The sequence below is a fragment of the Morococcus cerebrosus genome, assembly GCF_022749515.1.
GTDB classification, from domain to species: domain Bacteria; phylum Pseudomonadota; class Gammaproteobacteria; order Burkholderiales; family Neisseriaceae; genus Neisseria; species Neisseria cerebrosa.
This window is the reverse complement of sequence record NZ_CP094242.1, coordinates 773,741-797,384: the sequence shown is the minus strand read 5'-3', so window position 1 is coordinate 797,384 and position 23,644 is coordinate 773,741. Positions and strand designations below refer to the sequence as shown.

The 23,644-nt window shown below is 49.2% G+C and carries 20 protein-coding genes and 2 pseudogenes; 9 read left to right on the top strand and 13 right to left on the bottom strand.

Going from position 1 to position 23,644, the window contains the following annotated elements:
- Positions 1 to 11: 11 nt before the first annotated feature.
- The 3 genes from greB to MON37_RS03660 all read right to left on the bottom strand — a co-directional run bounded on the left by greB (position 12) and on the right by MON37_RS03660 (position 3,354).
- On the bottom strand, positions 12 to 503 hold the full coding sequence (gene greB / locus MON37_RS03670) for a transcription elongation factor GreB (protein WP_039407314.1): 492 nt from the start codon (positions 501 to 503) through the stop codon (positions 12 to 14).
- A gap of 250 nt (positions 504 to 753) precedes the next feature.
- On the bottom strand, positions 754 to 1,719 hold the full coding sequence (locus tag MON37_RS03665; RefSeq protein WP_242883531.1) for an IS30 family transposase: 966 nt from the start codon (positions 1,717 to 1,719) through the stop codon (positions 754 to 756).
- Between the two features lie 93 nt (positions 1,720 to 1,812).
- The gene (locus tag MON37_RS03660) at positions 1,813 to 3,354 is read right to left on the bottom strand and encodes a surface lipoprotein assembly modifier (protein WP_039409777.1); all 1,542 of its coding nucleotides are present in this window, start codon (positions 3,352 to 3,354) and stop codon (positions 1,813 to 1,815) included.
- A 558-nt stretch (positions 3,355 to 3,912) separates the two neighbouring features.
- Between MON37_RS03660 and MON37_RS03655 the strand changes: the two genes are divergently transcribed.
- From MON37_RS03655 to MON37_RS03645, 4 genes and pseudogenes are all read left to right on the top strand, one after another.
- Positions 3,913 to 4,908: a Slam-dependent surface lipoprotein gene (locus MON37_RS03655; protein WP_039409775.1), complete on the top strand. Its 996-nt coding sequence runs from the start codon at positions 3,913 to 3,915 to the stop codon at positions 4,906 to 4,908.
- Between the two features lie 56 nt (positions 4,909 to 4,964).
- Complete coding sequence (locus MON37_RS03650) at positions 4,965 to 7,382, top strand: TonB-dependent hemoglobin/transferrin/lactoferrin family receptor (protein ID WP_039409773.1); 2,418 nt, start codon at positions 4,965 to 4,967, stop codon at positions 7,380 to 7,382.
- A gap of 125 nt (positions 7,383 to 7,507) precedes the next feature.
- Positions 7,508 to 7,615: pseudogene (locus MON37_RS12420) on the top strand (IS5/IS1182 family transposase); the annotation flags it as partial.
- 2 nt (positions 7,616 to 7,617) lie between these two features.
- Positions 7,618 to 7,917 (top strand): hypothetical protein, encoded by a 300-nt coding sequence (locus MON37_RS03645; protein ID WP_039409771.1) that lies wholly within the window; start codon positions 7,618 to 7,620, stop codon positions 7,915 to 7,917.
- A 264-nt stretch (positions 7,918 to 8,181) separates the two neighbouring features.
- On the opposite strand, the gene MON37_RS03640 is transcribed toward MON37_RS03645, so the two are convergent.
- Positions 8,182 to 9,189, bottom strand: coding sequence for an IS5 family transposase (locus MON37_RS03640; protein WP_242883562.1), 1,008 nt, complete (start codon positions 9,187 to 9,189; stop codon positions 8,182 to 8,184).
- Between the two features lie 50 nt (positions 9,190 to 9,239).
- Here MON37_RS03640 and MON37_RS03635 point away from each other — a divergent pair.
- From MON37_RS03635 to MON37_RS03625, 3 genes and pseudogenes are all read left to right on the top strand, one after another.
- A pseudogene (locus MON37_RS03635) lies at positions 9,240 to 9,362 on the top strand (hypothetical protein); the annotation flags it as partial.
- A gap of 77 nt (positions 9,363 to 9,439) precedes the next feature.
- Positions 9,440 to 9,949, top strand: a complete 510-nt coding sequence (locus MON37_RS03630; protein ID WP_242883838.1) for a hypothetical protein — start codon at positions 9,440 to 9,442, stop codon at positions 9,947 to 9,949.
- Positions 9,922 to 10,098: a hypothetical protein gene (locus MON37_RS03625; RefSeq protein WP_242883767.1), complete on the top strand. Its 177-nt coding sequence runs from the start codon at positions 9,922 to 9,924 to the stop codon at positions 10,096 to 10,098. Before MON37_RS03630 ends, MON37_RS03625 begins: the two co-directional genes overlap by 28 nt.
- 130 nt (positions 10,099 to 10,228) lie before the next feature.
- On the opposite strand, the gene MON37_RS03620 is transcribed toward MON37_RS03625, so the two are convergent.
- On the bottom strand, positions 10,229 to 12,484 hold the full coding sequence (locus MON37_RS03620) for a nitric-oxide reductase large subunit (protein WP_039410071.1): 2,256 nt from the start codon (positions 12,482 to 12,484) through the stop codon (positions 10,229 to 10,231).
- Positions 12,485 to 12,962: 478 nt separating this feature from the next.
- Between MON37_RS03620 and nirK the strand changes: the two genes are divergently transcribed.
- Complete coding sequence (nirK, locus tag MON37_RS03615; RefSeq protein ID WP_039410075.1) at positions 12,963 to 14,168, top strand: copper-containing nitrite reductase; 1,206 nt, start codon at positions 12,963 to 12,965, stop codon at positions 14,166 to 14,168.
- Between the two features lie 266 nt (positions 14,169 to 14,434).
- Positions 14,435 to 15,190 carry a formylglycine-generating enzyme family protein gene (locus MON37_RS03610; protein WP_039410078.1) on the top strand — a complete coding sequence of 252 codons (756 nt, stop codon included), beginning with the start codon at positions 14,435 to 14,437 and terminating at the stop codon, positions 15,188 to 15,190.
- Between the two features lie 254 nt (positions 15,191 to 15,444).
- Here the strand turns inward: MON37_RS03610 and ispG are convergent, their stop codons facing one another.
- From ispG to rpsA, 8 genes are all read right to left on the bottom strand, one after another.
- Positions 15,445 to 16,710 carry a flavodoxin-dependent (E)-4-hydroxy-3-methylbut-2-enyl-diphosphate synthase gene (ispG, locus tag MON37_RS03605; RefSeq protein ID WP_039410081.1) on the bottom strand — a complete coding sequence of 422 codons (1,266 nt, stop codon included), beginning with the start codon at positions 16,708 to 16,710 and terminating at the stop codon, positions 15,445 to 15,447.
- A gap of 2 nt (positions 16,711 to 16,712) precedes the next feature.
- Positions 16,713 to 17,585, bottom strand: a complete 873-nt coding sequence (locus MON37_RS03600) for a helix-turn-helix domain-containing protein (protein ID WP_039410084.1) — start codon at positions 17,583 to 17,585, stop codon at positions 16,713 to 16,715.
- A 4-nt stretch (positions 17,586 to 17,589) separates the two neighbouring features.
- Entirely contained in the window at positions 17,590 to 18,345 is a 756-nt protein-coding gene (pilW, locus tag MON37_RS03595) for a type IV pilus biogenesis/stability protein PilW (RefSeq protein WP_003759214.1), read from the bottom strand.
- Positions 18,346 to 18,347: 2 nt separating this feature from the next.
- Positions 18,348 to 19,442, bottom strand: coding sequence for a dual-specificity RNA methyltransferase RlmN (rlmN, locus tag MON37_RS03590; RefSeq protein WP_009312955.1), 1,095 nt, complete (start codon positions 19,440 to 19,442; stop codon positions 18,348 to 18,350).
- A gap of 266 nt (positions 19,443 to 19,708) precedes the next feature.
- The gene (gene ndk, locus MON37_RS03585; RefSeq protein WP_039410087.1) at positions 19,709 to 20,134 is read right to left on the bottom strand and encodes a nucleoside-diphosphate kinase; all 426 of its coding nucleotides are present in this window, start codon (positions 20,132 to 20,134) and stop codon (positions 19,709 to 19,711) included.
- A gap of 118 nt (positions 20,135 to 20,252) precedes the next feature.
- Positions 20,253 to 21,389: a cell division protein ZapE gene (gene zapE / locus MON37_RS03580; RefSeq protein WP_039410089.1), complete on the bottom strand. Its 1,137-nt coding sequence runs from the start codon at positions 21,387 to 21,389 to the stop codon at positions 20,253 to 20,255.
- 200 nt (positions 21,390 to 21,589) lie between these two features.
- The gene (locus tag MON37_RS03575; RefSeq protein ID WP_003744632.1) at positions 21,590 to 21,904 is read right to left on the bottom strand and encodes an integration host factor subunit beta; all 315 of its coding nucleotides are present in this window, start codon (positions 21,902 to 21,904) and stop codon (positions 21,590 to 21,592) included.
- Positions 21,905 to 21,914: 10 nt separating this feature from the next.
- Positions 21,915 to 23,600, bottom strand: coding sequence for a 30S ribosomal protein S1 (gene rpsA / locus MON37_RS03570; protein WP_003759201.1), 1,686 nt, complete (start codon positions 23,598 to 23,600; stop codon positions 21,915 to 21,917).
- Positions 23,601 to 23,644 lie beyond the last annotated feature (44 nt).

Genomic DNA, 23,644 nt, shown 5'->3' with positions numbered 1-23,644 from the left:
TTGCGAGAGATTTAATCTATCCGTATATATTCCACCGACAAAATCTCAATCTCCTCGCGCCCTTCCGGTGTATTCAAGATGACTTCGTCCCCTTCTCTCGCTTTAATCAGACAACGCGCCAACGGGGAAATCCAAGAAATTTTGTTTTGAGCGGTATCGATTTCATCGACGCCGACGATTTTCACGGTTTGCTCACGCCCGTCGCCGCGCAACAGTCCGACGGTTGCGCCGAAAAACACTTGGTCGGTCGCTTCGCGCAATTCAGGATCGACGACGACGGCGGCTTCCAAACGCTTGGTCAGAAAACGGATGCGGCGGTCGATTTCGCGCATACGGCGTTTGCCGTAAAGATAGTCGCCGTTTTCGCTGCGGTCGCCGTTGCTTGCCGCCCAGTTGACGATTTGGACGATTTCGGGACGTTCTTTATTGACCAGTTGATATAGCTCGTCTTTCAACGCCTGCCAACCAACGGGTGTAATGTAGTTTTTGGTTTCGGTACTCATGATATATATCTGATTATTTAGGATATACGGCAGTTTCAACAAAACTTCGAACTGCTGCATTGAAATGACTGATTCTACCGTCCTTAAGACGGAAGGTTCAAGCTGTCTATATTGATTGCAAAACCCTATCCATCGGCTTGAAAATGCCGCAAAGGTCGTCTGAAAGCCTACGATGCCCGTTTTCAGACGACCTTTATTGATTAAGTATTCGAATTTTAGGCTTTCTTGGATTCGGATTTCAAGTGCAACACTAGGGTACCAGTGGTTGGAACAGATTTAAGAATAAAACACTTGGCGTTTCGTAGCCAAGTGTTTTTCTCGGCCGGTGGTTCAACTCATCTTGAACCCTGCGTATCTCCCGATCGCTGATGTTTCGGAAATCGGTTTGTTTGGGGAAATATTGCCGGATGAGTCCATTGGTGTTCTCATTCAGCCCTTTCTCCCAAGAATGGTAAGGGCGGCAAAAATAGGTTTTCGCCTTCAATGCTTTGGCTATTTTGGTGTGTTGGTAGAACTCTTTGCCGTTATCCATGGTGATGGTGTGGACTCTGGCTTTATATGCCTTTAATACCCTAATGGCCGCCCGGGCAGTGTCTTCGGCTTTTAAGTTCTTTAATTTGCAGATGATGGTGTAGCGGGTAACGCGTTCGACCAAGGTCAATAACGCGCTTTTCTGATTTTTGCCGACGATGGTGTCGGCCTCCCAATCGCCGATGCGGGTTTTCTGGTCGACGATAGCAGGTCGGTTCTCTATGCCGACGCGGTTGGGCACTTTGCCTCTGGTCCATGTGCTGCCGTAGCGTTTGCGGTAGGGTTTGCTGCATATTCTGAGATGTTGCCACAAAGTGCCGCCGTTGCTTTTGTCTTGGCGAAGGTAGCGGTAAACGGTGCTGTGATGGAGTGTGATCCCGTGGTGTTTATGCAGGTAGGCACATACTTGTTCGGGACTGAGTTTGCGGCGGATAAGGGTGTCGATGTGTTGAACCAGCTGCGAATCGAGCTTATAGGGTTTTCGCCGGTGCTGTTTGGTCAGCCGGCTTTGCTTCTGTGCTTTTTCGGCGCTGTATTGCTGTCCTTGGATGCAGTGCCGCTTGATTTCTCGGCTGATGGTGCTTTTGTGGCGGTTGAGCTGTTTGGCGATTTCGGCGATGGTGCAGTGGCGGGACAGGTATTGGATATGGTATCGTTCGTCTTGGGTCAATTGTGTGTAGCTCATGGCAATCTTTCTTGCAGGAAAGGCCGTATGCTACCGCATACTGGCCTTTTTCTGTTATGGAAAGTTGCACTTCAAATGCGAATCCGCCTTTTTTTAAAAATTCCACTCCGCACCCAACGACCATTGACGGCTGCTGCGTCGTGCATAAGGGGCATTGCTGCGGATGCGGCTGTATCCGTAATTCAAGGTCGGCGTGATGCCTTTGTAGGACAATTTGTCATGGCTGAGGCTGACGAAGAGGGAGCGCTCGCGGTTGCGTTGCGGCTCCGTGCCGAATGCCATAATGCCTTTATAGCGGCGGTTGGCAAATGAAGCGGTCAGGCGGCTGTTCAGCCCGCCTAAAAACGGCCATTGCTGTATCCAGCCTATATTGAACCCGTTGCGGCGGTAGGCGGCATTGTTGACGGCATTGCGTATGTTTTTGTTTTCAGGAACAAAGCGGTTGTATTGCCAACCGCCGAACAGGGTCGTACTGCCGAAACGGCGCGCCAGGGAGAGATAGGTGCCGTCGTGCCAACCGTCGTTGCGCAGCGCACGATCAGTTTCCCGATAGTTTTGGCGGTAGCGTTCCAGCGAGTAATAAAGTTGTGTCGCGTTGCCAAGATTAACCATATGCGAAAGCTGTACGCCGACCCCGTATGCCAGCATATACGGCGCGGCGCGGCGGTTATTTTCTTTTTTACTGTCAAATTCGCTGCTGCCCGCCAACTGTGCCTGATAAAACGGTAAAACGCTGACGGTTTGTTTGCCGTCCTTGCGCTGCCAGCCCAAATAAGCCCTGCCGAACGCATCGTCGTAAGCCGATTGGCGGTCGAAAAAATAGCTCGTTCCGCTGAGGTTGGCGCGGAATTTGACAGCGTGATGCCCGTAAAACGGGGTGAGTTTTTCGGTGTTCAATTCGTAATTCAAGCCGTTGGCACTGACGGGCACAGTAACGCTGCATGCGGTTTGCCCCCTTGTTTCGATGCAATAACGCGGAGCAGCGTTGTTGGCGTTATCGCTATGCACGGGACTGATTCCACCAGACCATTTCCATTCTGTCTGCCGCTTGACGGCTTCTTGAAAGCGTTTGACGTTTTCCAAAACAGGGGCAGGTATATCGCGTTGCGCGGCATGGCGGAAATGCGCCGCCGCCTCGCCCAAACGATAATCCTGAAACTCTGCCGCCGCCAAATCCAATAATATGCGGTCGTCTGAAGCGTCAGATTCATAAAGGGTACGATAACGTTCGACCGCTTCGGAAGTCCGCCCTTTCAACTTTGCCAGCAAAGCATCGGCACGCGTAATCAGCTTGGGATTGTGGTTGGGCTGTTTGCGGTAAAGTGCGGCAAGCGAAGAAACCAAATCTGCGCTATTGCCGTTGAGTGCTTGAATCAGCGCGTCCTCGAGAATACGCGGGTTTGCCGCTAAAAAATCATCGCCGACCACAGTCGGTTCGCCTGCATTCTCATTCTTTTCAGACGACCTTTCTTCTTCGGACAAAATATCCAGCCATTGTTTTTGCTGCACTTGTACGGCAGCATCCTGAGAAGGCGCATCCTGCCGGACACTACCTTCGGGCAATTGAGCCAAGACTGCGGAAGGCAACAGGCAACATAAAGATACCGAAACCATTTTTTGTTTTATTCTTAACATTCAAAATCATCCGAAATATATGTTTGTATATCGCAGGGATAGCCAAATGCAACCCACATACCCTACTGATTTCTCCCAGTCAGGGATTTACGCCTGCCAAAGGTCGTCTGAAACTTTTCATACGACCTTTTTTGCGTAAAAGCAACAGATTCGCATTAAGATGCAGCATTATAGAGGTAAAATTCCAAAACAAACATAACTGATTTATTTTATGGTCTTACAAATTATTCAAATGTTATTCATCAGTAGATTCATAGGATTAATCAAGCCAACTCACTGAACACGCCTGGAATATATCTTGCGAATCCAAAGCAATAGTTTGATCACACTATCACCCGATATTCTTCATCAGTAATAGATAGTAGTATCAAATCAGATATTTAGAACAAATATTCAACTCCATGTCATTAATTGATTTATTTCTTAATATTTACTTCAGAAATCATAAAAAATCCACGCGGATATTGCCAAAACACCATGATTATTACAAAATATTACAACAAAATTGGTAATCCTTATCATTAATTTATAAAATATCAATATTAAGAGAGATTCATCATGAAAATCAAAGTACCCGCAATTTCTGCGGTAGCGACCCTTATTCTGACTGCCTGCGCTGGAGGAGGCGCATCCGAACCCAAAGTCCCCGTTGCCATACCTACGGCTCAGCCTATCGCCAATATCAAGCTGAGTGATGAAAGCAGTGCGGTACAGACCATCAACACCCTTTCCGGTAAAGGCGGCAGTCTGCATGAAGCGGAACTCGAAGTGAAAACATCATGGGGCGGCAGCTATACCGATAAACAATATGTCTATCAAACCCCTTCCGGCAACTATTACAACATCAGCTCATATTCCGACCCGATTGTCCCCTCTTACTCCAGCCCGTCTTATGCCCTGCGTACCCGCCACGAAGGCCAGCCTTTGTCTGAGGGTGGAAAACTGTTTGTCTGTTGCAGCAATTCCGGACAATTCACCTATGCACCGGCAACCAAACATGACCACCTCAAATTCGGCGCATGGATAAATGCAGACGGCACGGCAGACCTGTTTGTCGGCGGCAAACCCGTCGGAACGGCGAAACCGTCTTATTACACTCCGTCAGACAGTACAGTGGCAAAAGGTAAGACTACATACGAAGTTTGGGCTGTCCGCGTCCGCAACGGCAATATCGTTACCTCAACCTACGATCCGGGCAAATCCTCCGGGTCGTCTGAAAAAAACACGCCCAAACTTTCACTGCTAACAGCCAATTTCAACACCAACAAACTCGGCGGCACGATTTTAGGTAATGCGGATTACGGTCCGGATGTTGTGATGAAAGATGTTGGCATCAACGGCGTTGATTTCTCAGGCACTGCTGAATCCGATGGTAAAAACGGCAAAGTCGAAGGGAAATTCTTTGGTCAATTTAACGGCGATAAAACAGAAGTCAGTATAGGCGGTAAAGTTACCTTTGATGCCGATAAATCGTTGGATACCGTGTTCGGCGGCGTGAAGAATGATGACGACCGCAATACGACGGATACAAGCTTGACACCTGTCAGCAAGTAACCGTACGTCAAACATCCCAATAAACCGATAATCAGTACATCTTTAAGAGGTAAAAAATGTCCTTCCCCTTTAAACCCGTACTGCTGGCAGCTATTGTCAGCCAAACTTTCCCTGCCTTCGCTGCCGACCCCGTACCACAAGCCCATCAGGACTTGAATGAAGTCAAAGTCATCGGCGGCCGCAAAGTCCAAAAACTCGGTGAAGAGAAAGTCCGCCGTCAGGCATTGGATAAACAAATGGTCTCCGATGAAAGCGACTTGGTACGCTACGATCCGGGCATCAGCGTCGTCGAAGGCGGACGCTCAGGTTCTAACGGTTTTACCATACGCGGTGTCGATAAAGACCGTGTCGCCATCAACGTGGACGGACTGGCACAAGCAGAAAGCAGGTCGTCTGAAGCATTCCAAGAACTGTTCGGCGCATACGGCAACTTCAATGCTAACCGCAATACTTCCGAACCCGAAAACTTCTCGGAAGTTACCATCAACAAAGGCGCGGACTCGCTCAAATCCGGCAGCGGCGCATTGGGCGGTGCCGTCAACTATAAAACCAAATCCGCAAGCGACTATGTTTCCGAAGAAAAGCCTTACCACTTAGGCATTAAAGGCGGCTATATCGGACGCAACAGCCAAAAATTCAGCAGCATAACCGCCGCTGGAACCTGGTTGGGGCTGGATGCATTGATGGTTTATACCCGCCGTTTCGGTAAAGAAACCAAAAACAACAGCGACGCTGCCGATACCGTCATCACCGACAACAAACAAAGCTGGAACCCGAATGCCGGCAGCACCAACTACGGCAGCCGCGGCGTAGCCCGCAGCAAACCCGATCCACAAGATTGGGTAAACAAAAGCACCTTATTCAAACTGGGTTACAACTTCAACGATAAAAACCGTATCGGTTGGATTTACGAGGATTCACGCACCGACCGCACGACGACTGAATTATCTAATATGTGGGCGGCAAACTGGAAAGGCGAGGCACTAGGCGATACCCGTTCCCGCCAAGACATCTCCTACCGTAAACGCATCGGTTTTGAATACAAAAACCAACTTGACAAAGGACCATGGGACAGTCTCAACCTGCATTACGACCGTCAAACCATCGACATGAGTACCTGGACTTGGGACTTGCCGACCGATTACGCCAGCAACGGTGTGAACAGCGACGTGTACCATATGTTTCGCAACATCCGTCAAAAAAATACCCAATTTGGTGCCGATGCTGAAAAACAAATCGACTTTTCCAAATTGGTATGGGCAATGCAATACGGATTGGGTGGTTCCCAAAACGACAACGACAATAGAGATCATAGCTATTGGGTACGCCTATACGACCCGAAATATCAAACGTCCAACAACCAAGAATTGACTATGCTGGTCGAAAGCTCCTCCAAAAACCGTTTTGCCTACTGGAACAACACATTCCAATTCGGCGACAGCAGCCAATACCGCCTCAATGCCGGGCTTCGCTACGACAACAGCAGCAGCAAAGCCAAAGACAATCCCAACTACACTCCTGCCATCCGCGGTCAAATTCCTTATCTCGGCAGCGAACGTAAACACAGCGGTTTCAGCTACGGTTTAGGATTAGACTGGAAATTCACGCCGCGTCTGAATCTTTTGGCAAAATATAGCACTGGCTTCCGCGCGCCGACTTCAGACGAAACCTGGCTATTGTTCCCGCATCCTGACTTCTACCTTAAAGCAAACCCTAACCTTAAGGCAGAAACCGCCAAAAACTTCGAACTGGGACTTGCCGGCAGCGGCAAAGCCGGAAACTTTAAATTCTCCGGTTTCCAAACCCGCTACCGCAACTTTATCGAACTGACCTACATGGGCGTGTCCTCAGACAACCCCAACAGCCCTAATTATGCGCCGATTTCCGACGGTACCGCCTTGGTCAGCTCACCCGTTTGGCAAAACCAAAACCGTTCCTCCGCATGGGCGAAAGGTTTGGAATTTAACGGCACATGGAACCTTGACAGCATCGGTTTGCCGCAAGGCACACACGCAGGTATCAACGTCAGCTACATCAAAGGCAAAGCCAAACAGACCAACGGACAGGAAACCCCGATTAACGCCCTTTCCCCGTGGTCTGCCGTTTACAACCTGGGCTACGATACTCCTTCCAAACGCTGGGGCATCAACGCATACCTGACCCACACCGCAGCTAAAAAACCGTCTGACACCGTCCACAGCAGTGATGATTTGAACAATCCCTGGCCTTTTGCCAAGCACAGCAAAGCCTATACGCTTTTCGACCTGACAGGCTACGTCAACTTGGGCAAATATTTCACCCTGCGCGCCGGTGCGTACAACATCGGCAACAAAAAATACTATACTTGGGAATCGCTGCGCAGCATCCGCGAATTCGGCACAGTCAACCGCGTCGACAACAAAACCCATGCCGGTATAGAACGCTTCACCTCTCCCGGCAGAAGCTACAACTTCACGCTTGAAGCCAAGTTCTAAAAAAGTTTGAAGTAACAAGAAAGGTCGTCTGAAACTTGAAATCCAAGTTTCAGACGATCTTTTTCTATTGATATACAACAATCGGCAGAGAAAATCCTCACCAAACGTTTATGGAATGAAACAACAAATATAGTGGATTAAATTTAAATCAGGACAAGGCGACGAAGCCGCAGACAGTACAAATAGTACGGCAAGGCGAGGCAACGCCGTACCGGTTTAAAGTTAATACACTATAATGAACAAAACGCAGGCTGAAGCTGATGCAACACTGTACGCCCGCGCCGTTGAAACCCTTGCACGTCGTCTGAATATGGGAATCCGTGATTTTGATGCAGCCTACGGCGGCTTGAATGTGGTCGGAGAAAGCCTTTTAGACGACAGCGTATTGAATCAAGCATTAGCAAGCAACCCGCCGCGCGGATGGGTACATAGCGAAAACCCGCAGGACGCAATCAACATCTGGACAACAGACGGACGGGAAACCGCGAAAAACGAAGCTGTATTTTGGACTTTGGATAACGCGGCAGATACCTGAATTGCCGATACACAGGGATATTCACATTCCATCAGCCGATTTGCAGCACACCACATCTACAAAGAACATGGCAACACCAAAACGGAAGAAGAACGCGGACAGGTTGAGACCTTTGCAAAATTCCTTTTCCCCCGACAACCGAAACCCCAAACACAGGTTTTCGGCTGTTTTCGGCTGTTTCCGCCCCCAATCACTCCTTAATTCTACCCAAATACCCCCTTAATCCTCCCCGGATACCCGATAATCAGGCATCCGGGCCGCCTTTTAGGCTGCAACAGGCACACTTAGCCTGTTGGCCGCTTTCAACAGGTTCAAACACATCGCCTTCAGATGGCTTTGCGCACTCACTTTGAGCAGACCAAAATAGGCTGCCCGGGCGTAGCGGAATTTACGGTGCAGCGTACCGAAGCTTTGTTCGACCACATAACGGGTCTTCGACAAATATCGGTTGCGTTTGGTTTGCGCTTCCGTCAGCGGACGGTTGCGGCAGGCTTTGCGCATAATGCCGTCTAACAACTGATGCTCTTTCAGATGTTGCCGGTTTTCCTTGCTGTCGTAGCCTTTGTCGGCATAGACGGTCGTACCTTCGGCAATGCCTTCCAACAAAGGGGACAGATGGTTGCACTCATGGGTATTGGCAGGAGTGATGTGCAGTTTCTCGATATAGCCTTCCTCATCGGTACGGGTATGTTGTTTGTAACCGAGTTTGTAGAGGCCGTTTTTCTTTGTCCAACGGGCATCTTTGTCCTTACTCGGTGTGGTTTGGCCGCTGACTTGTCCTTCCTCGTCGACTTCTATGGCCTGACGCTGTTTGCTGCCGGCAGTCTGAATAATGGTGGCGTCAATGACGGCGGCGGATGCTTTCTCTACTTTTAGGTTTTTTTCGGCCAGTTGGCAGTTAATCAGTTCCAGCAATTCGGACAGGGTGTCGTCTTGCGCCAGCCAGTTACGGTAGCGGCATAAGGTGCTGTAATCGGGGATGCTCAGTTCGTCAAAACGGCAAAACAGGTTGAAATCGATGCGGGTGATGAGGCTGTGTTCGAGTTCGGGATCGGAGAGGCTGTGCCATTGTCCGAGCAGGACGGCTTTGAACATGGACAACAGGGGATAGGCGGGACGGCCGCGGTGGTCTCTAAGGTAACGGGTTCTTTGACGGTTCAGGTATTGTTCGATCGGTTGCCAATCAATCACCTGATCCAACTTCAATAATGGGAAGCGGTCGATGTGTTTGGCAATCATGGCTTGTGCGGTTTGCTGGAAGAAGGTGCTCATGGGAAATCCCCTAAATGTCTTGATGGGAATTTAGGGGATTTTGGGGAATTTTGCAAAGGTCTCAGGTTGCCGTAACAGCGGAGGATTTGACGCGGATTCCCGATATTGTTACATCGCCTGACAAAATCGTAACAGGTTTTCAATCAGAACAAGGGGCTGAACGGGTTGCGTATTTGAAGAGATTTGATGACGGGCTGATGGTTTACATCGCCGAAGCCAGCCGTAAAAAGAAAGATTTTCGAGCTATTCCATGCGGAAGTATCCCCCAACGGCAATATCCGAAAATGTCATCAAAAACATTTCCAGCCAAAGCCTCAACGTCCGAAACGGGGAGAGGGCATATGACAATTCTACCCCCAACACCGACACCAATCAAGACATACTGTTTCAAGGCGGCGCAGACCGTGGGATGTTCAGCCGTGAGCATAACCTGATTGCCCTGTTGAAAAACGCCGACGCATCTATATTCGTTCACGAACTGGGGCATTTCTTCCTTGAAACAAATACCCATATCGCCCGCGACCTGACCGCCAAGCCTGCCGAAAACCTGACCGAACAGGAACGGCAATTCCTGTCCGACGTTCAGACGACCTTGGATTGGTTCGGTGTGAAAGACCTTGCCGCATGGGACGCAATGAGCCTGAACGAGCAGCGCGAGAATCACGAAAAATGGGCGCGCGGTTTTGAAGCCTACCTGTACGAAGGCAAAGCACCAAGCGAAGAATTGCGTGGGTGTTCCGCCGTTTCCGTTCATGGTTGAAACAGGTCTATCAATCCCTGAAAAGTCTGAACGTAGAATTGACCGATGAAGTCCGCAGCGTGTTTGACCGAATGTTTGCCAGCGACGAGCAGATTCAGCAAACCCAATACATCAACGGCATGGCTCCGATGTCTGATAATAAGGCGTAAGCGAGCATGAACCAAGCTAAGCTGCCCTACCCCTTTCAGGCAACTCCCCATTGAGTTTCTTCTATCTTCCAAAAGAAAAGGTCGTCTGAAAATTTTCAGACGACCTTTTGCATGGTATTCAAGCTAGGATTTATTTATCGCGGCTGAATACGATTTTGGTTGCTTGGATGGCTACGCAGACTGCACCGCCGATGAAGATCAAGTCGGCTGCTGTGCGTACCCAGCGCAGGGTGTCGAGGATTTCCATTTGCAGGAATTCTTCGCTACGGGCATACCACAGACCATGAGTGATGGAGGCGTATGCTTGAATCGCGCCGACAGGCAGCAGGCTGATGGCGATCATGCCGACCAAGCCGCCGTTGAGCAGCCAGAAGCCCCAAGTCATGAGTTTGTCGTCGAAATGTGCGTTTGGTTTCAGGTAGCGGGCAACCAGCAAGACGAAGCCCAGTGCTAAGAAGCCGTACACACCGAACAAGGCTGCGTGTGCGTGAACTGCGGTAGTGTTCAGGCCTTGGATGTAGAACAGGGAAATCGGCGGGTTAATCAGGAAGCCGAATACGCCGGCACCGATCATGTTCCAGAAGGCAACTGCTACGAAGCACATCAGCGGCCAACGCAGGCGTTTCGCCCATTCGGACAGGTGTTGGTAAGACCAGTGTTCGTAAGCTTCACGGCCCAGCAATACCAGCGGTACGACTTCCAATGCGGAGAAGCAGGCACCGATTGCCATAGAGGCGGAGGTAGAACCGGAGAAGTACAGGTGGTGCAGCGTACCCGGGATACCGCCCAACATGAAGATGGCGGCGGCAGCCAGAGTGGATGCGGTAGCGGTACTGCGGCGGACGAAGCCCATGTTGTAGAAGATGAAGGCAAAGGCTGCGGTAGCGAATACTTCGAAGAAGCCTTCTACCCACAGGTGAACCACCCACCAGCGCCAGTATTCCATCACGGCAATCGGGGATTTTTCGCCGTAGAACAGACCGGGCGCGTAGAACACGCCGACACCGACCATGGAGGCAACGAAGATTGCCAGCAGGTTTTTGTCCACGCCTTTTTCTTTAAAGGCGGAAACGGTACAGCGCAGCATCAGGAACAGCCACAACAGCAGGCCGACCATCAGCAGGAGTTGCCAGAAACGGCCCAAATCGAGGTATTCGTAACCTTGGTGTCCGAACCAGAAGTTGAGATCGGGACGAATGATGTGGGTCAGGGCGAAGAAGTTACCTGCGTAAGAACCGCCGACTACGATAAACAGGGCGATGTACAGGAAGTTCACGCCGGCGCGTTGGAACTTGGGATCTTTGCCGCCGTTAACAATCGGAGCCAAGAACAGACCTGCTGTCAGGAAGCCGGTTGCAATCCAGAAGATGGCAGATTGGATGTGCCAAGTACGGGTCAATGCGTAAGGGAACCAGTCGGACATTTCGAAGCCGAGTGCTTCGTCGATGCCGTAGAAGCCTTGACCTTCGACGGTGTAGTGCGCGGTCAGACCGCCCAGCAACACTTGTACCACAAACAGGGCGACTGTCAGGAAGACGTATTTGCCCAATGCTTTTTGGGAAGGAGTCAGCTGTACTTTGGAAATCGGGTCTTCAGTCGGAACTTCCACTTCTTCGTGTTTGGTCAGGAAGGAGTAACCCCACATCAGCAAGCCGATACCCATCAGGAGCAATACAACGCTGGTGAACGACCACATGTAGTTTTCAGTAGTCGGTACGTTGTTGATCAAAGGCTCGTGCGGCCAGTTGTTGGTGTAGGTGAAAGTTTCGTCAGGACGGTTGGTCGAAGCAGACCATGAAGTCCAGAAGAAGAAGTTGAACAGTTTTTCACGCGCTTCTTTACTTGGCAATGTGTTGTTTTTCATTGCGAAGTGTTCGCGTGTTTTCTGAAGGGCGGGATCATCGCTGTATACGCCGTGGTAGTAAGGCAGGATACTCTCAATGGCTTTGACACGGGTATCGCTGATAACGACGCTGCCGTCTTCTTTAATACGGCTTTGGTTACGGTATTCGTCGGCAAGGCGGGTTTTCAGTACGGCTTGTTCTTCAGGAGAAACTTCGTTGAATTTTTTGCCGTAAGTCTCTTGCGCAGTCAAATCCAACCATGCGACAAGCTCGCGGTGCAGCCAGTCGGCTGTCCAGTCCGGAGCTTGGTATGCGCCGTGTCCCAATACGGAACCGACTTCCATACCGCCGGTGGTTTGCCAGGCAGACTGACCTGCCAAAATATCGTCTTTGGTCATCAGCTGAGTGCCTGATGCCGAAACGACTCTCTCAGGGTAAGGCGGGGCTTTTTTATAAACCTCGCTGCCCATGTAGCCAAGAATGGTAAAGCAGACTGCCAGGACGGCAAACAGCAAGTACCATAGCTTCTTGTACTGTCCCATTTCAGAACTCCTTATTTTGGTAAAAAGTGGTTGCTTATAAATTCATACTATATGAATGTTAAAGATTGTAGCACTCTTTTCAGGCAAAAGAAATATTCTCTTAACAACAATCTTTAAAAAACAGGTATATAGTCAATAATAATTCTTATTATCAAAAATACGATGACATTTTTGTAAAGAATTGGATAAAACATGTGAGCAATAATAGATGATTTGATGTAGTTTTATCTAATTATTAAGTATTAATTAGGTATTAAATTAGGTAGTAAAAGTTCATCTTTGATGAATTAATTGATTTAGGTCAAGATATAGCGGCAAAACCCCCTACATAATCCTACAAAAGTTCATAAGAGATGCTTTTCAGACGACCCTGAATAAGGCAGTTTGTAAAGAGCCGAAAGCGGTATGCCGCGGACGACAAAGGTTGAAAAATTATACCCTGACCTTCTTAAAATAGTTATTAAAGGAAATGACAACTATGAAACGCCAAGCTTTAGCTGCAATCATTGCTTCAGTTTTTGCTTTAGCCGCCTGTGGTGAGCAAGCTGCCCAAAAACCTGCCGAGCAAACCGCTTCCGCTCCTGCAACTGCCGAAGCTCCTGCTTCCAGCACTCAGACTGCTGCCGAAACCCCGGCTGCTGATTTGCCTGTTATCGACGCGGTAACCACCCACGCTCCTGAAGTTCCGCCGGCCATTGACCGCGACCATCCTGCACGTGTACGCGTAAAAATGGAAACCATCGAAAAAACCATGAAAATGGACGATGGCGTGGAATACCACTACTGGACATTTGACGGCGACGTTCCGGGTCGCATGATCCGTGTACGCGAAGGCGATACCGTGGATATCGAATTCTCTAACAACCCGTCTTCTACTGTACCGCACAATGTTGACTTCCACGCTGCTACCGGTCAAGGCGGTGGTGCAGAAGCCAGCTTCACTGCTCCGGGCCGTACTTCTACATTCAGCTTCAAAGCCCTGCAACCCGGTCTGTACATCTATCACTGTGCCGTTGCCCCTGTCGGTATGCACATCGCCAACGGTATGTACGGTCTGATTTTGGTTGAACCTAAAGAAGGCCTGCCTAAAGTGGACAAAGAGTTCTACATCGTACAAGGTGACTTCTACACCAAAGGCAAAAAAGGTGCGCAAGGCCTGCAACCATTCGATATGGACAAAGCCATCGCAGAACAACCTGAATATGTTGTATTTAACGGCCACGTAGGTTCTATCGCCGGCGACAACGCTCTGAAAGCTAAAGCAGGCGAAACCGTCCGTATGTACGTTGGTAACGGTGGTCCGAACCTCGTTTCTTCCTTCCACGTTATCGGTGAAATCTTCGATAAAGTTTACGTAGAAGGCGGCAAACTGATCAACGAAAACGTACAAAGTACCCTGATCCCTGCCGGTGGTGCAGCGATTGTCGAATTTAAAGCCGATATTCCGGGCAGCTATACTTTGGTTGACCACTCTATCTTCCGTGCATTCAACAAAGGCGCGTTGGGTCAACTGAAAGTAGAGGGCGCAGAAAACCCTGAAATCATGACCAAAAAACTGGAAGATAAAGCCTATGTAGGTAGCGGTGCCGCTTCTGCCCCTGCTGCTTCTGCCCCTGCTGCTTCTGCTCCAGCTGATTCCGCAGCTCCTGCTTCCGCAGCATCTGCAGGTAAAGGCGGCTACTAATCCAGTCATCTCGGCGTAGAGACAGAAAAAAGCCACTGCTGTTCCGGCTGATGCAAGGACAACAGTGGCTTTCTTCCACAACCAATCGAAAGATTGGTTTTTCAGACGACCTATCAAGTATCGAAGGTCGTCTGAAAAACCGGTTTCAAGCATTCACGAACCCGACAAGCCAAAAGCACAATAATCAGACGGCCTCTAAGGATTTTTATCCGGTTTCGCTATATAATCAAAGCCTAATACCCCGCATTCAGATTAGAAAGCCCGTTATGAAACTCATACCACTCCTCGCCTTCTTTACCCTTGTCGCAAGCGGCAGTGCAGCAGCGGCCGAAATGGCAAAAGTTGAAGGAGGCAGCTACCGCCCGCTCTATCTGAAGAAAGAAACAAGCATCATTAAAGTCAAACCCTTCCAAATCGACAAATATCCCGTTACCAATGCCGAATTTGCAGAGTTTGTCAAAAAACACCCGCAGTGGCAAAAAGGCAAAGTCAGCTCCAAACAAGCCGAACCTGCCTACCTCAAACACTGGGTTAAAACAGGCAGCAACAGCTACGCGCCCAAACCCAACGAACTGAAACATCCGGTAACCAACGTATCTTGGTTTGCCGCCAATGCCTACTGTACTGCGCAAGGCAAACGCCTGCCGACCATAGACCAATGGGAATTTGCCGGACTTGCCTCCGCCACACAGAAAAACGGTTCTGCCGAACCCGGCTACAACCGTACCATTCTTGACTGGTATGCAGACGGCGGCAGAAACGGCTTGCACGATGTCGGTAAAAGCAAACCCAACTACTGGGGCATTTACGATATGCACGGCCTGATTTGGGAATGGACGGAAGACTTCAACAGCAGCCTGCTCTCGTCAGGCAATGCCGATACGCAAATGTTTTGCAGCGGCGCATCCGTAGGCTCCAGTGACCCATCAAATTACGCCGCCTTCCTGCGCTACGGCATTCGCACTAGCCTGCAATCGAAATACGTCCTGCACAACCTAGGCTTCCGTTGCGCCTCGAAATAACAGGTTTCATCACCAAAGCAGCTTTGGCGGTACTGAAAGGTATCGCCTTTTTTTTGAGTTTGAGGTTAATTTGAAAATAGCGAATGGGCAAAACCTCGTGCCTAACAAATTTAGCATGACCAAGTTTCTAACGGGCTGAATATTCCAAGAACTGGTCTATTTCTCTACCTCTTCCTAATTTTCATTAATAAATATACCGGCAAACCAAAAGGTCGTCTGAATGTTTTTCAGACGACCTTTTATTCTCATGCCTATCAAGCTGACTGTATCGGGATGATACGGTTTTGATTGCGTTTTGCACCGCCTTCGCAATAATTGACTTTGACGTATTCTTCGACAATCTCTAAGAATTCGGCTGCAATGTTGTCGCCTTTTAAAGTCACTTTGCGTTCTCCGTCAACATAAACCGGGGCAACAGGGGTTTCACCGGTTCCGGGCAGGCTGATGCCGATGTCTGCCAGTTTGCTTTCGCCCGGTCCGTTAACGACGCAACCCATGACGGCAACGTTTAAAGATTCTACACCGGGGTAAAGGGTGCGCCATACGGTCATTTTTTGGCGAAGGTAATTTTGTACGTCTTGGGCAAGCTCTTGGAAGACTGTGCTGGTGGTGCGTCCGCAGCCCGGGCAGGCGGTAACCATGGGGGTAAACGAGCGCAGTCCCATGGTTTGTAGAATTTCCTGACCGACGATGACTTCCTGCGTGCGCGAGCTGCCGGGTTCAGGGGTCAGGGAAATGCGGATGGTGTCGCCGATACCTTCTTGAAGCAGTACGGCCAAGGCAGCAGTCGAAGCGACAATGCCTTTGCTGCCCATGCCTGCTTCTGTCAAGCCTAAGTGGAGCGGATATTGGCAGCGGCTGCCCAGTTCGCGGTAAACCTGAATCAAATCTTGAACGGAGCTGACCTTGCACGACAAGATGATTTTGTTTTCAGGCAAACCTAATCGGACGGCTTTTTCAGCAGATTCCAACGCCGAAATAATCAAGGCTTCTTTCATGATTTCTTCGGGCGGTTTGGGCGATGAGGACGCCAGATTGGCATCCATCATGCGCTTGGCGAGGCTTTGGTCAAGCGAACCCCAGTTGACGCCGATACGGACGGCTTTGTCGTTTTCGGCAGCAGTCCGAATCATATAGGCAAATTTTTCATCGCCTTTTGCGCCTTTGCCGACATTACCGGGGTTGATACGGTATTTGGACAAGGCTTTGCCGCACTCGGGAAATTCTGCCAACAGACGTTCGCCATTGAAATGGAAGTCGCCAATCAGCGGGGTGGTGTAACCCATGTCGTCCAAACGCTGGCGGATTTCGGCAACTTTGGAGGCGGCTTCCGGGCTGTTGACGGTAATGCGCACCATTTCTGAGCCTGCATCGCTCAATTCTTTGACTTGCAGGGCGGTTGCTTTAGCATCTGCGGTGTCGGTATTGGTCATTGATTGCACGACAACGGGTGCATCCGAACCGACGGTGAGATGATCGATTTGTACTTGATGGGTTTGGCGGCGTTTGGATGTGTTCATCTTTATTTTTTTCCTGCTACAAAGGAAGCTGATTTTTCACCGGCAACCCGGTATTCTGCCAGATTGATGGTTGTCCCGCCGTAATTGGCTTGTGCGCCTGTGGCAATACCGATCCAGACATTGTAGGGCGCACCGCCTTTAAAACGCCTTTCGCTTCCTGCGGGAATGATCCGGCTGAAAATCATGGTACCTTTCTTGTCGGTGATAATCAGATTGCTTCGGTATTGGACTTTAATCCAAAGCTCGTCTGAATCGACTTTGACTTCAGGTGCGGATGCCGCTGCTTCGGATGCGGCGACACTTGAAGCTGCTTTTTCGGCATTGGATATTTCTTGTTTGCCGTTTTCTGCCATATTGGAAACGGCAACATTTTCTTTTTTCAAATCCGGCGTCTGCATACTGTTGCGTACTGCATCGCTGTTTTGCGCGACTTGTTGTTCGTTTTCATGATTGGACTTGCTTTGCCAAACATAAATACCGCCGCCAAGCAGGATGAGCGCCGCCATGCCCAAAACCCATTTGGGAAAACCGACTTTTTCACCATCTTGGTAGTTCAAGCCGGCATTTTGTTTGCGATCAACCAGATAGACATGGTCTTCTTCCGGCGCGGAAATGGCTTTCAGACGACCTGTAATGGTTGTTTCATCGATTTTCAATAGACGGGCATAAGAACGCAGATAGCCCATAACGAAGACCAATCCTGAAAAGAAAGAATAGTCTCCTTTTTCAAGTGCTTCAATTTGTTCGGCAGACAGTTTCAACCGTCTCGCTACTTCGTCAATATCCCAACCTGATTTGTGTCTGAGTTGTCCCAGCTCATCACCCAATGATTTGGCAGCTTGAATGTCGTATTCGTTTTTCTTTTGATTTTCCATGTAGTTACTTACCTGTGGTTACTGCCTGTAATTGTTCCGAGTAGGGGAAGTTTGCCCTTAACTGGGCTTCGTATTCGTAGGCTGCCTGGCTATTGCCCAAAGCGGTTGCCAATTTCCAACCCAGCAGCAAATCATCTGCCTGCAAGACATCGACTTTGCTTTGGTATTGACGGAAATAATAGTCCGCTTCGTTTAAATTGCCTGCCAGCATTTTGGTTCTTGCCAATTCTTTAAACGCAGGCGGGAATTGAGGTTGCGCAGCCAAAGAGCGTTCGAGATAAGCTTCTGCCAGCGAATATTGTCCCATCTTCGCGCTGCAAATGCCCTTGTTGAGGTTGGCGATAAACGGAGAAGGATAAGTCGGATCGGCCAGGGCTTTGTCAAAATAACTGATGGACTGGGCAGGATTATTCATCTCGCTGCACAAGAACCAGCCATAGTTATTGTTGATTTCCGCATTGTCAGGTTTCAAAGATAGGGCTTTTTGGAAGCTTTCCTGCGCCTTTTCGCGAACTTTAAGATATTGATAGATTTGCGCGCGAACCAGCCATGCATCTTCATTGCTGCTGTCCGCTTTCAATGCCTCTTCAATGCTCACCGTTGCTTGACGGTAATCGCCCCCGCGCATGTATTCGATAGCCAACTGGGTTTTGATATTGGCGACTTGTGTTGCACGTTCCGCTCTGCTTGGACCTTTCGGGCCGGCGCATGCGCCCAAAACCAAAGTTAAAATAATGGGTTGCCAAATGTTCAGTTTCATAATCAGCTCTGTTGTTCAACCAAAATCTGCTGCCATTTTTGTTGGCGGCGTGTTTTATCTTGTACTTGTCCTGCCAATTGACCGCAAGCTGCGTCAATATCGTCGCCACGCGTTTTGCGGACGGTTACCACAAATCCTGCCTGCTGCAAAATATCGCGGAAAACGCGGATATTTTCATTGGTAGATCGTTCGTAGCCGGAATTGGGGAAAGGATTGAACGGAATCAGATTGAATTTGCACGGTACGTCTTTTACCAGCTCAATCAGTTCGCGCGCATGTTGCGCTTTGTCATTAATTCCGTCCAACATAACATATTCAAAAGTAATGAAATCTCTTGGTGCTTTGACCAAATAGCGTTGGCATGCCGCCATCAACTCTTTCAACGGATATTTTTTATTCAGCGGAACGATTTGATCGCGTACTTCGTCGTTGGAAGCATGAAGGGATACTGCTAGCGCAACCGGCATCGCATCGCGCAGCCTGTCCATTTGCGGCACCATACCCGATGTAGAAACGGTAACGCGGCGGCGGCTGAGGCCGTAGCCATGATCGTCCAGCATGATGCTCAGCGCAGTAACGACATTATCAAAGTTCGCCATTGGCTCGCCCATGCCCATCATGACTACATTGGAAATCACGCGTTCGTTTTTCGGCGTAACGCCCATTGCTTTATTTGCCCACCACAGTTGCCCAATGATTTCGGCAGCAGTCAGATTACGGTTGAAACCTTGGCGGCCGGTAGAACAGAAGGTGCATTCCAATGCGCAGCCGACTTGAGAGGAAATACACAACGTACCGCGTTCTGCTTCGGGAATAAACACCGTTTCCACGCCGTTGCCCGTTCCTACATCCAACAGCCATTTGCGCGTACCGTCGGTGGATTCTTGCGCCATCATCAGTTTAGGCACATCCACGCTTGCCTGTTCGTTGAGTTTCAGGCGCAGGGATTTTGCCAAATCGGTCATTTCATCGAAACTTTGCGCACCGGCTTGGTGGATCCAGCGCATGACTTGTTTGGCGCGGAACGGTTTTTCGCCCATCTCGGCAAAATGATGGGTCAGTCCGTTTAAATCGTAATTCAGCAGATTGGTTTTCATGTGGTTTATTTCTTGGTAAAGCTTTTGAATAAAGGCTGCCGTTGGTTATAAGTCTTGTGAATCTGATGGAGAAGGGAGCTTCGCAACAGTCTGGAAAATTTCCCCAATCTTTTTTGAGAAAACAGCTTTTATTCTCAAGCTTCTTCTATCATATTTTCAGACGACCTTTGTTTTAGAAAGGTCGTCTGAAAACAGATTTAGACAAACAATATCGACAAAACCGTCCAAACGCCCGAACCGGTCGGACGCTCGAACGGCATTTATCGTTAACGTGGGCAGATATCGCTTTGGCTGAAGAAGTAGGCAATCTCGATTGCTGCGTTTTCCAGACTGTCAGAGCCGTGTACGGCGTTTACGCTGAGAGATTCGGCAAAATCCGCACGTATCGTACCGGGAGCAGCTTCTGCAGGGTTGGTCGCGCCCATCAGTTCACGGTTTTTTGCAACGGCATTTTCACCTTCCAGTACCTGAATCATCACAGGACCGCTGGTCATAAAGGCAACCAAGCTGTCGTAAAAAGGACGCTCTTTGTGCACAGCATAAAACTCTTGGGCTTCGCGCACGCTGAGGTGCTTCATTTTGGCGGCGACAATACGCAGTCCGTTTTCTTCAAAACGGCTGTAAATTTTGCCGATTACATTTTTACCTACAGCATCGGGTTTAACGATGGAGATCGTGCGCTCAATAGCCATATTATGTCCTTGTTTTTATTGCATTGTGCAATAGTCTGAGTTTGAGGAAAATGAACTGCTATTTTATCAAATTTCAGTTTGCTTTGGGAAAAGCTACTCTTTTTTCTTTGCCTAAATCTTATTTTTTCAACGTCAGATGCGGCTGTTCCAAATAAACTTCCGATTGCATTTCCACCATACGGCTGGCAGTGCGGGTAAATTCTTCGGCAAAATCACCTTCGACATAAATATCGTTTACGCCTACCGTACTGGTAGCACAGAGCTTCACTCTGAAATCATACAATACGTCAATCAGCCAAGTAAGGCGGCGCGCTTCGGCTTTTTCCTGCGGTGTCAGGCGTTCTAATCCTGATACGAACACCATTTCATAATGTTCGGCCAAATAGAGGTAATCCGCTTGCGAACGCGGTCCAAAACATAAAGCGCGGAAATCGAACCAAATGGCGCGGTCGGATTGGGCTTTGTGCGGAATTTCACGCCCGTGTATTACGCTGACACCGGGATTCAGTTCGGAAATTCCCGCCATTTCTTTAAACAAATCAGCCAATTTCTGCTCGTTTTCTTCATTATTGGGAACGAAGAAAATTTCGGCAGGACGTAAAGTGCGCAGACGGTAGTCTTCTCCGCCGTCAACATTTAAGACGGTCAGGCTGGATTCAATCAGCGCAATGGTCGGCAGAAAACTGCTTCTGTTTTGACCTTGGGGATAAAGCTCGGACGGGGCATAGTTGGAAGTTGCTACCAAAACTACGCCTTCACTCAACAAATTTTCCAATAGGCGCCCAAGAATCATCGCATCTGCAATGTCGCTGACGTGGAATTCGTCAAAACACAATACACGGGTCTCTTTGGCAATCTCGGCAGCTACTGCCTTTAAAGGATTGGCTTCGCTTTTCAAGTCTTTCAAACGCTTATGGATTTCCGCCATAAAAGCATGAAAGTGGACACGGCGTTTGCGGCGGTATGGCAAGCAGCCGAAAAAAGCGTCCATCAAAAAACTTTTGCCGCGACCTACGCCGCCATAAAAATACAGACCTTTCGGTACTTGGGGGGATCGCAGGCTGCGTCCTAGAAAACGGTTGCGTTTGCGTTTGAACATCATCAGTTCCGTCCACAAACGATCCAAATATTCAATCGCACGCGCTTGTGCTTCATCGCGGATGAAATTCGGTTGTTCGGCTGCCGCTTGATACCAAGTCAGCGGGCTGTGGTTTTCAAACGGAGGGGCGACAAACAGTTGACCTCTATCACTCATATCTGACCTTTATTATGTTTTTGGGTTTGACAATTACGTTCTATAAATGGGTAATCATTAAAAGAAACGTATTATAGATGATTTCAGACGACCCTATGAATTTTCCACTACAAATTCCACCTAAATTCCGAAAACAATAGAGAACCATATTTTCAGACGACAAAAAACGCCGCATTTCTGCGGCGTTCGTTTACTCAGGTTTAGTTGGCATTTTCTTGTAAAGCCAAGTCCACACGTTCGCGCAATTCCTTGCCGGGCTTGAAGTGAGGGACGTGTTTTTCAGGCACTTCCACACGTTCACCGGTTTTGGGGTTGCGACCGATACGGGCCGGGCGATGGTTCAAATCGAAGCTGCCGAAGCCACGGATTTCAATACGCTGACCGCGAGCCAGCGAGCGGGTCATGGTATCAACCAAAACCTTTACGCTGTATTCAACGTCTTTTGCCAGCAATTGGTTACCGTTTTTCTCGGCAAAAACTTCTGCCAAACGAACCATTAATTCAGACTTCGTCATGTCTGCAACCTTATTCTTGGTCGCCGGACAGTTTGGCTTTCAGCAAGTCGCCGAGGCTGGTAGTACCGGCGCTGGCGGTTGCAGCAGCGTTGACTGAATTCAGGGCTTCACGGTTTTCTTTAGCGTCTTTAGCTTTAACAGACAGGCGGATGCTGCGGTTTTTGCGGTCGACGGTTACGATAACAGCTTCAACCTCATCACCTTCTTTCAGTTTGGTGGTCAGGTCTTCAACGCGGTCGGCTGCGAATTCGGAAGCAGGCAGGTAGCCTTCTACTTCGTCAGACAGGGCAACAACGGCACCTTTGGCGTCAACAGATTTCACAGAACCTTTAACCAAAGAACCTTTGTCATTTACGCTGATGAAGTTACCGAAAGGATCGCCTTCCAGCTGTTTGATGCCTAAAGAGATGCGCTCTTTGTCAACGTCGATTGCCAATACAACGGCTTCAACTTCTTCGCCTTTTTTGTATTTGCGTACAGCTTCTTCGCCGGCTTCAGTCCAGGACAGGTCAGACAGGTGAACCAGACCGTCGATACCGCCGGGCAGACCTACGAATACGCCGAAGTCAGTGATGGATTTAACCGCACCGGAGATTTTGTCGCCTTTGTTGTGGTTGGCGGCAAATTCTTCCCAAGGATTGGCTTGGCATTGTTTCATACCCAAAGAGATACGGCGGCGATCTTCGTCGATTTCCAGAATCATGACTTCGACTTCGTCGCCCAATTGTACGACTTTGCTTGGGTGTACGTTTTTGTTGGTCCAGTCCATTTCGGAAACGTGTACCAAACCTTCGATACCTTGTTCGATTTCAACGAACGCACCGTAGTCGGTCAGGTTGGATACTTTACCGAACAGGCGGGTACCTTGTGGGTAACGACGGGTCAGGCCGCTCCAAGGATCTTCGCCCAATTGTTTCATACCCAGAGAAACACGTTGTTTGTCTTGGTCGAATTTCAGGACTTTGGCTTCAACTTCTTGACCAACTTCCAAGACTTCGCTCGGGTGTTTCACACGGCGCCATGCCAGGTCGGTGATGTGCAACAGGCCGTCGATGCCACCCAAGTCAACGAATGCACCGTAGTCGGTGATGTTTTTAACGATACCTTTGATGATAGAGCCTTCTTGCAGGTTTTCCAGCAGGGCTTTGCGCTCTTCACCCAAAGTAGCTTCCAGAACGGCGCGGCGGGAAACCACGACGTTGTTGCGTTTTTTGTCCAGTTTGATGACTTTGAATTCGATTTCTTTGCCTTCAAAGTGGGAAGTGTCTTTAACGGGACGTACGTCAACCAAAGAACCCGGCAGGAATGCGCGGATGCTGTTGATCATAACGGTCAGGCCGCCTTTGACTTTACCATTGATAACGCCGGACAGGATGTCGCCGTTTTCCATCGCTTCTTCCAAAGCGATCCAGTCGGCAGCACGTTTGGCTTTTTCGCGGGACAGTTTGGTTTCGCCGAAGCCGTTTTCAACGGATTCGATGGTAACGGTAACGAAATCGCCAACTTTAACTTCAATCTCGCCCTGAGCGTTTTTGAATTCAGCAACGTCAATCAGAGATTCTGATTTCAGACCTGCATTAACGGTAACGAAGTTTTGATCGATTGCCACGACTTCGGCAGTAATCACCTCACCCGGGTTCATTTCTTGCAGGGTAAAGCTTTCTTCAAGCAACTGGGCAAAATTTTCCATAGTCATATATACTCTTTTCGGTACACCGCCAAGGGGTGCGGGGTAGGTTG

Excerpts from the sequence above, each read along its gene's own strand:
- ndk (WP_039410087.1), bottom strand. The coding sequence starts at position 20,134 with ATGGCTATTGAGCGCACGATCTCCATCGTTAAACCCGATGCTGTAGGT.
- nirK (WP_039410075.1), top strand. The coding sequence starts at position 12,963 with ATGAAACGCCAAGCTTTAGCTGCAATCATTGCTTCAGTTTTTGCTTTA.
- MON37_RS03610 (WP_039410078.1), top strand. The coding sequence starts at position 14,435 with ATGAAACTCATACCACTCCTCGCCTTCTTTACCCTTGTCGCAAGCGGC.
- MON37_RS03665 (WP_242883531.1), bottom strand. The coding sequence starts at position 1,719 with ATGAGCTACACACAATTGACCCAAGACGAACGATACCATATCCAATAC.
- MON37_RS03600 (WP_039410084.1), bottom strand. The coding sequence starts at position 17,585 with ATGGAAAATCAAAAGAAAAACGAATACGACATTCAAGCTGCCAAATCA.
- MON37_RS03575 (WP_003744632.1), bottom strand. The coding sequence starts at position 21,904 with ATGACGAAGTCTGAATTAATGGTTCGTTTGGCAGAAGTTTTTGCCGAG.
- MON37_RS03660 (WP_039409777.1), bottom strand. The coding sequence starts at position 3,354 with ATGTTAAGAATAAAACAAAAAATGGTTTCGGTATCTTTATGTTGCCTG.
- MON37_RS03650 (WP_039409773.1), top strand. The coding sequence starts at position 4,965 with ATGTCCTTCCCCTTTAAACCCGTACTGCTGGCAGCTATTGTCAGCCAA.
- MON37_RS03640 (WP_242883562.1), bottom strand. The coding sequence starts at position 9,189 with ATGAGCACCTTCTTCCAGCAAACCGCACAAGCCATGATTGCCAAACAC.
- rlmN (WP_009312955.1), bottom strand. The coding sequence starts at position 19,442 with ATGAAAACCAATCTGCTGAATTACGATTTAAACGGACTGACCCATCAT.
- MON37_RS03620 (WP_039410071.1), bottom strand. The coding sequence starts at position 12,484 with ATGGGACAGTACAAGAAGCTATGGTACTTGCTGTTTGCCGTCCTGGCA.
- zapE (WP_039410089.1), bottom strand. The coding sequence starts at position 21,389 with ATGAGTGATAGAGGTCAACTGTTTGTCGCCCCTCCGTTTGAAAACCAC.
- MON37_RS03630 (WP_242883838.1), top strand. The coding sequence starts at position 9,440 with ATGCGGAAGTATCCCCCAACGGCAATATCCGAAAATGTCATCAAAAAC.
- rpsA (WP_003759201.1), bottom strand. The coding sequence starts at position 23,600 with ATGACTATGGAAAATTTTGCCCAGTTGCTTGAAGAAAGCTTTACCCTG.
- greB (WP_039407314.1), bottom strand. The coding sequence starts at position 503 with ATGAGTACCGAAACCAAAAACTACATTACACCCGTTGGTTGGCAGGCG.
- MON37_RS03655 (WP_039409775.1), top strand. The coding sequence starts at position 3,913 with ATGAAAATCAAAGTACCCGCAATTTCTGCGGTAGCGACCCTTATTCTG.
- MON37_RS03645 (WP_039409771.1), top strand. The coding sequence starts at position 7,618 with ATGAACAAAACGCAGGCTGAAGCTGATGCAACACTGTACGCCCGCGCC.
- pilW (WP_003759214.1), bottom strand. The coding sequence starts at position 18,345 with ATGAAACTGAACATTTGGCAACCCATTATTTTAACTTTGGTTTTGGGC.
- ispG (WP_039410081.1), bottom strand. The coding sequence starts at position 16,710 with ATGAACACATCCAAACGCCGCCAAACCCATCAAGTACAAATCGATCAT.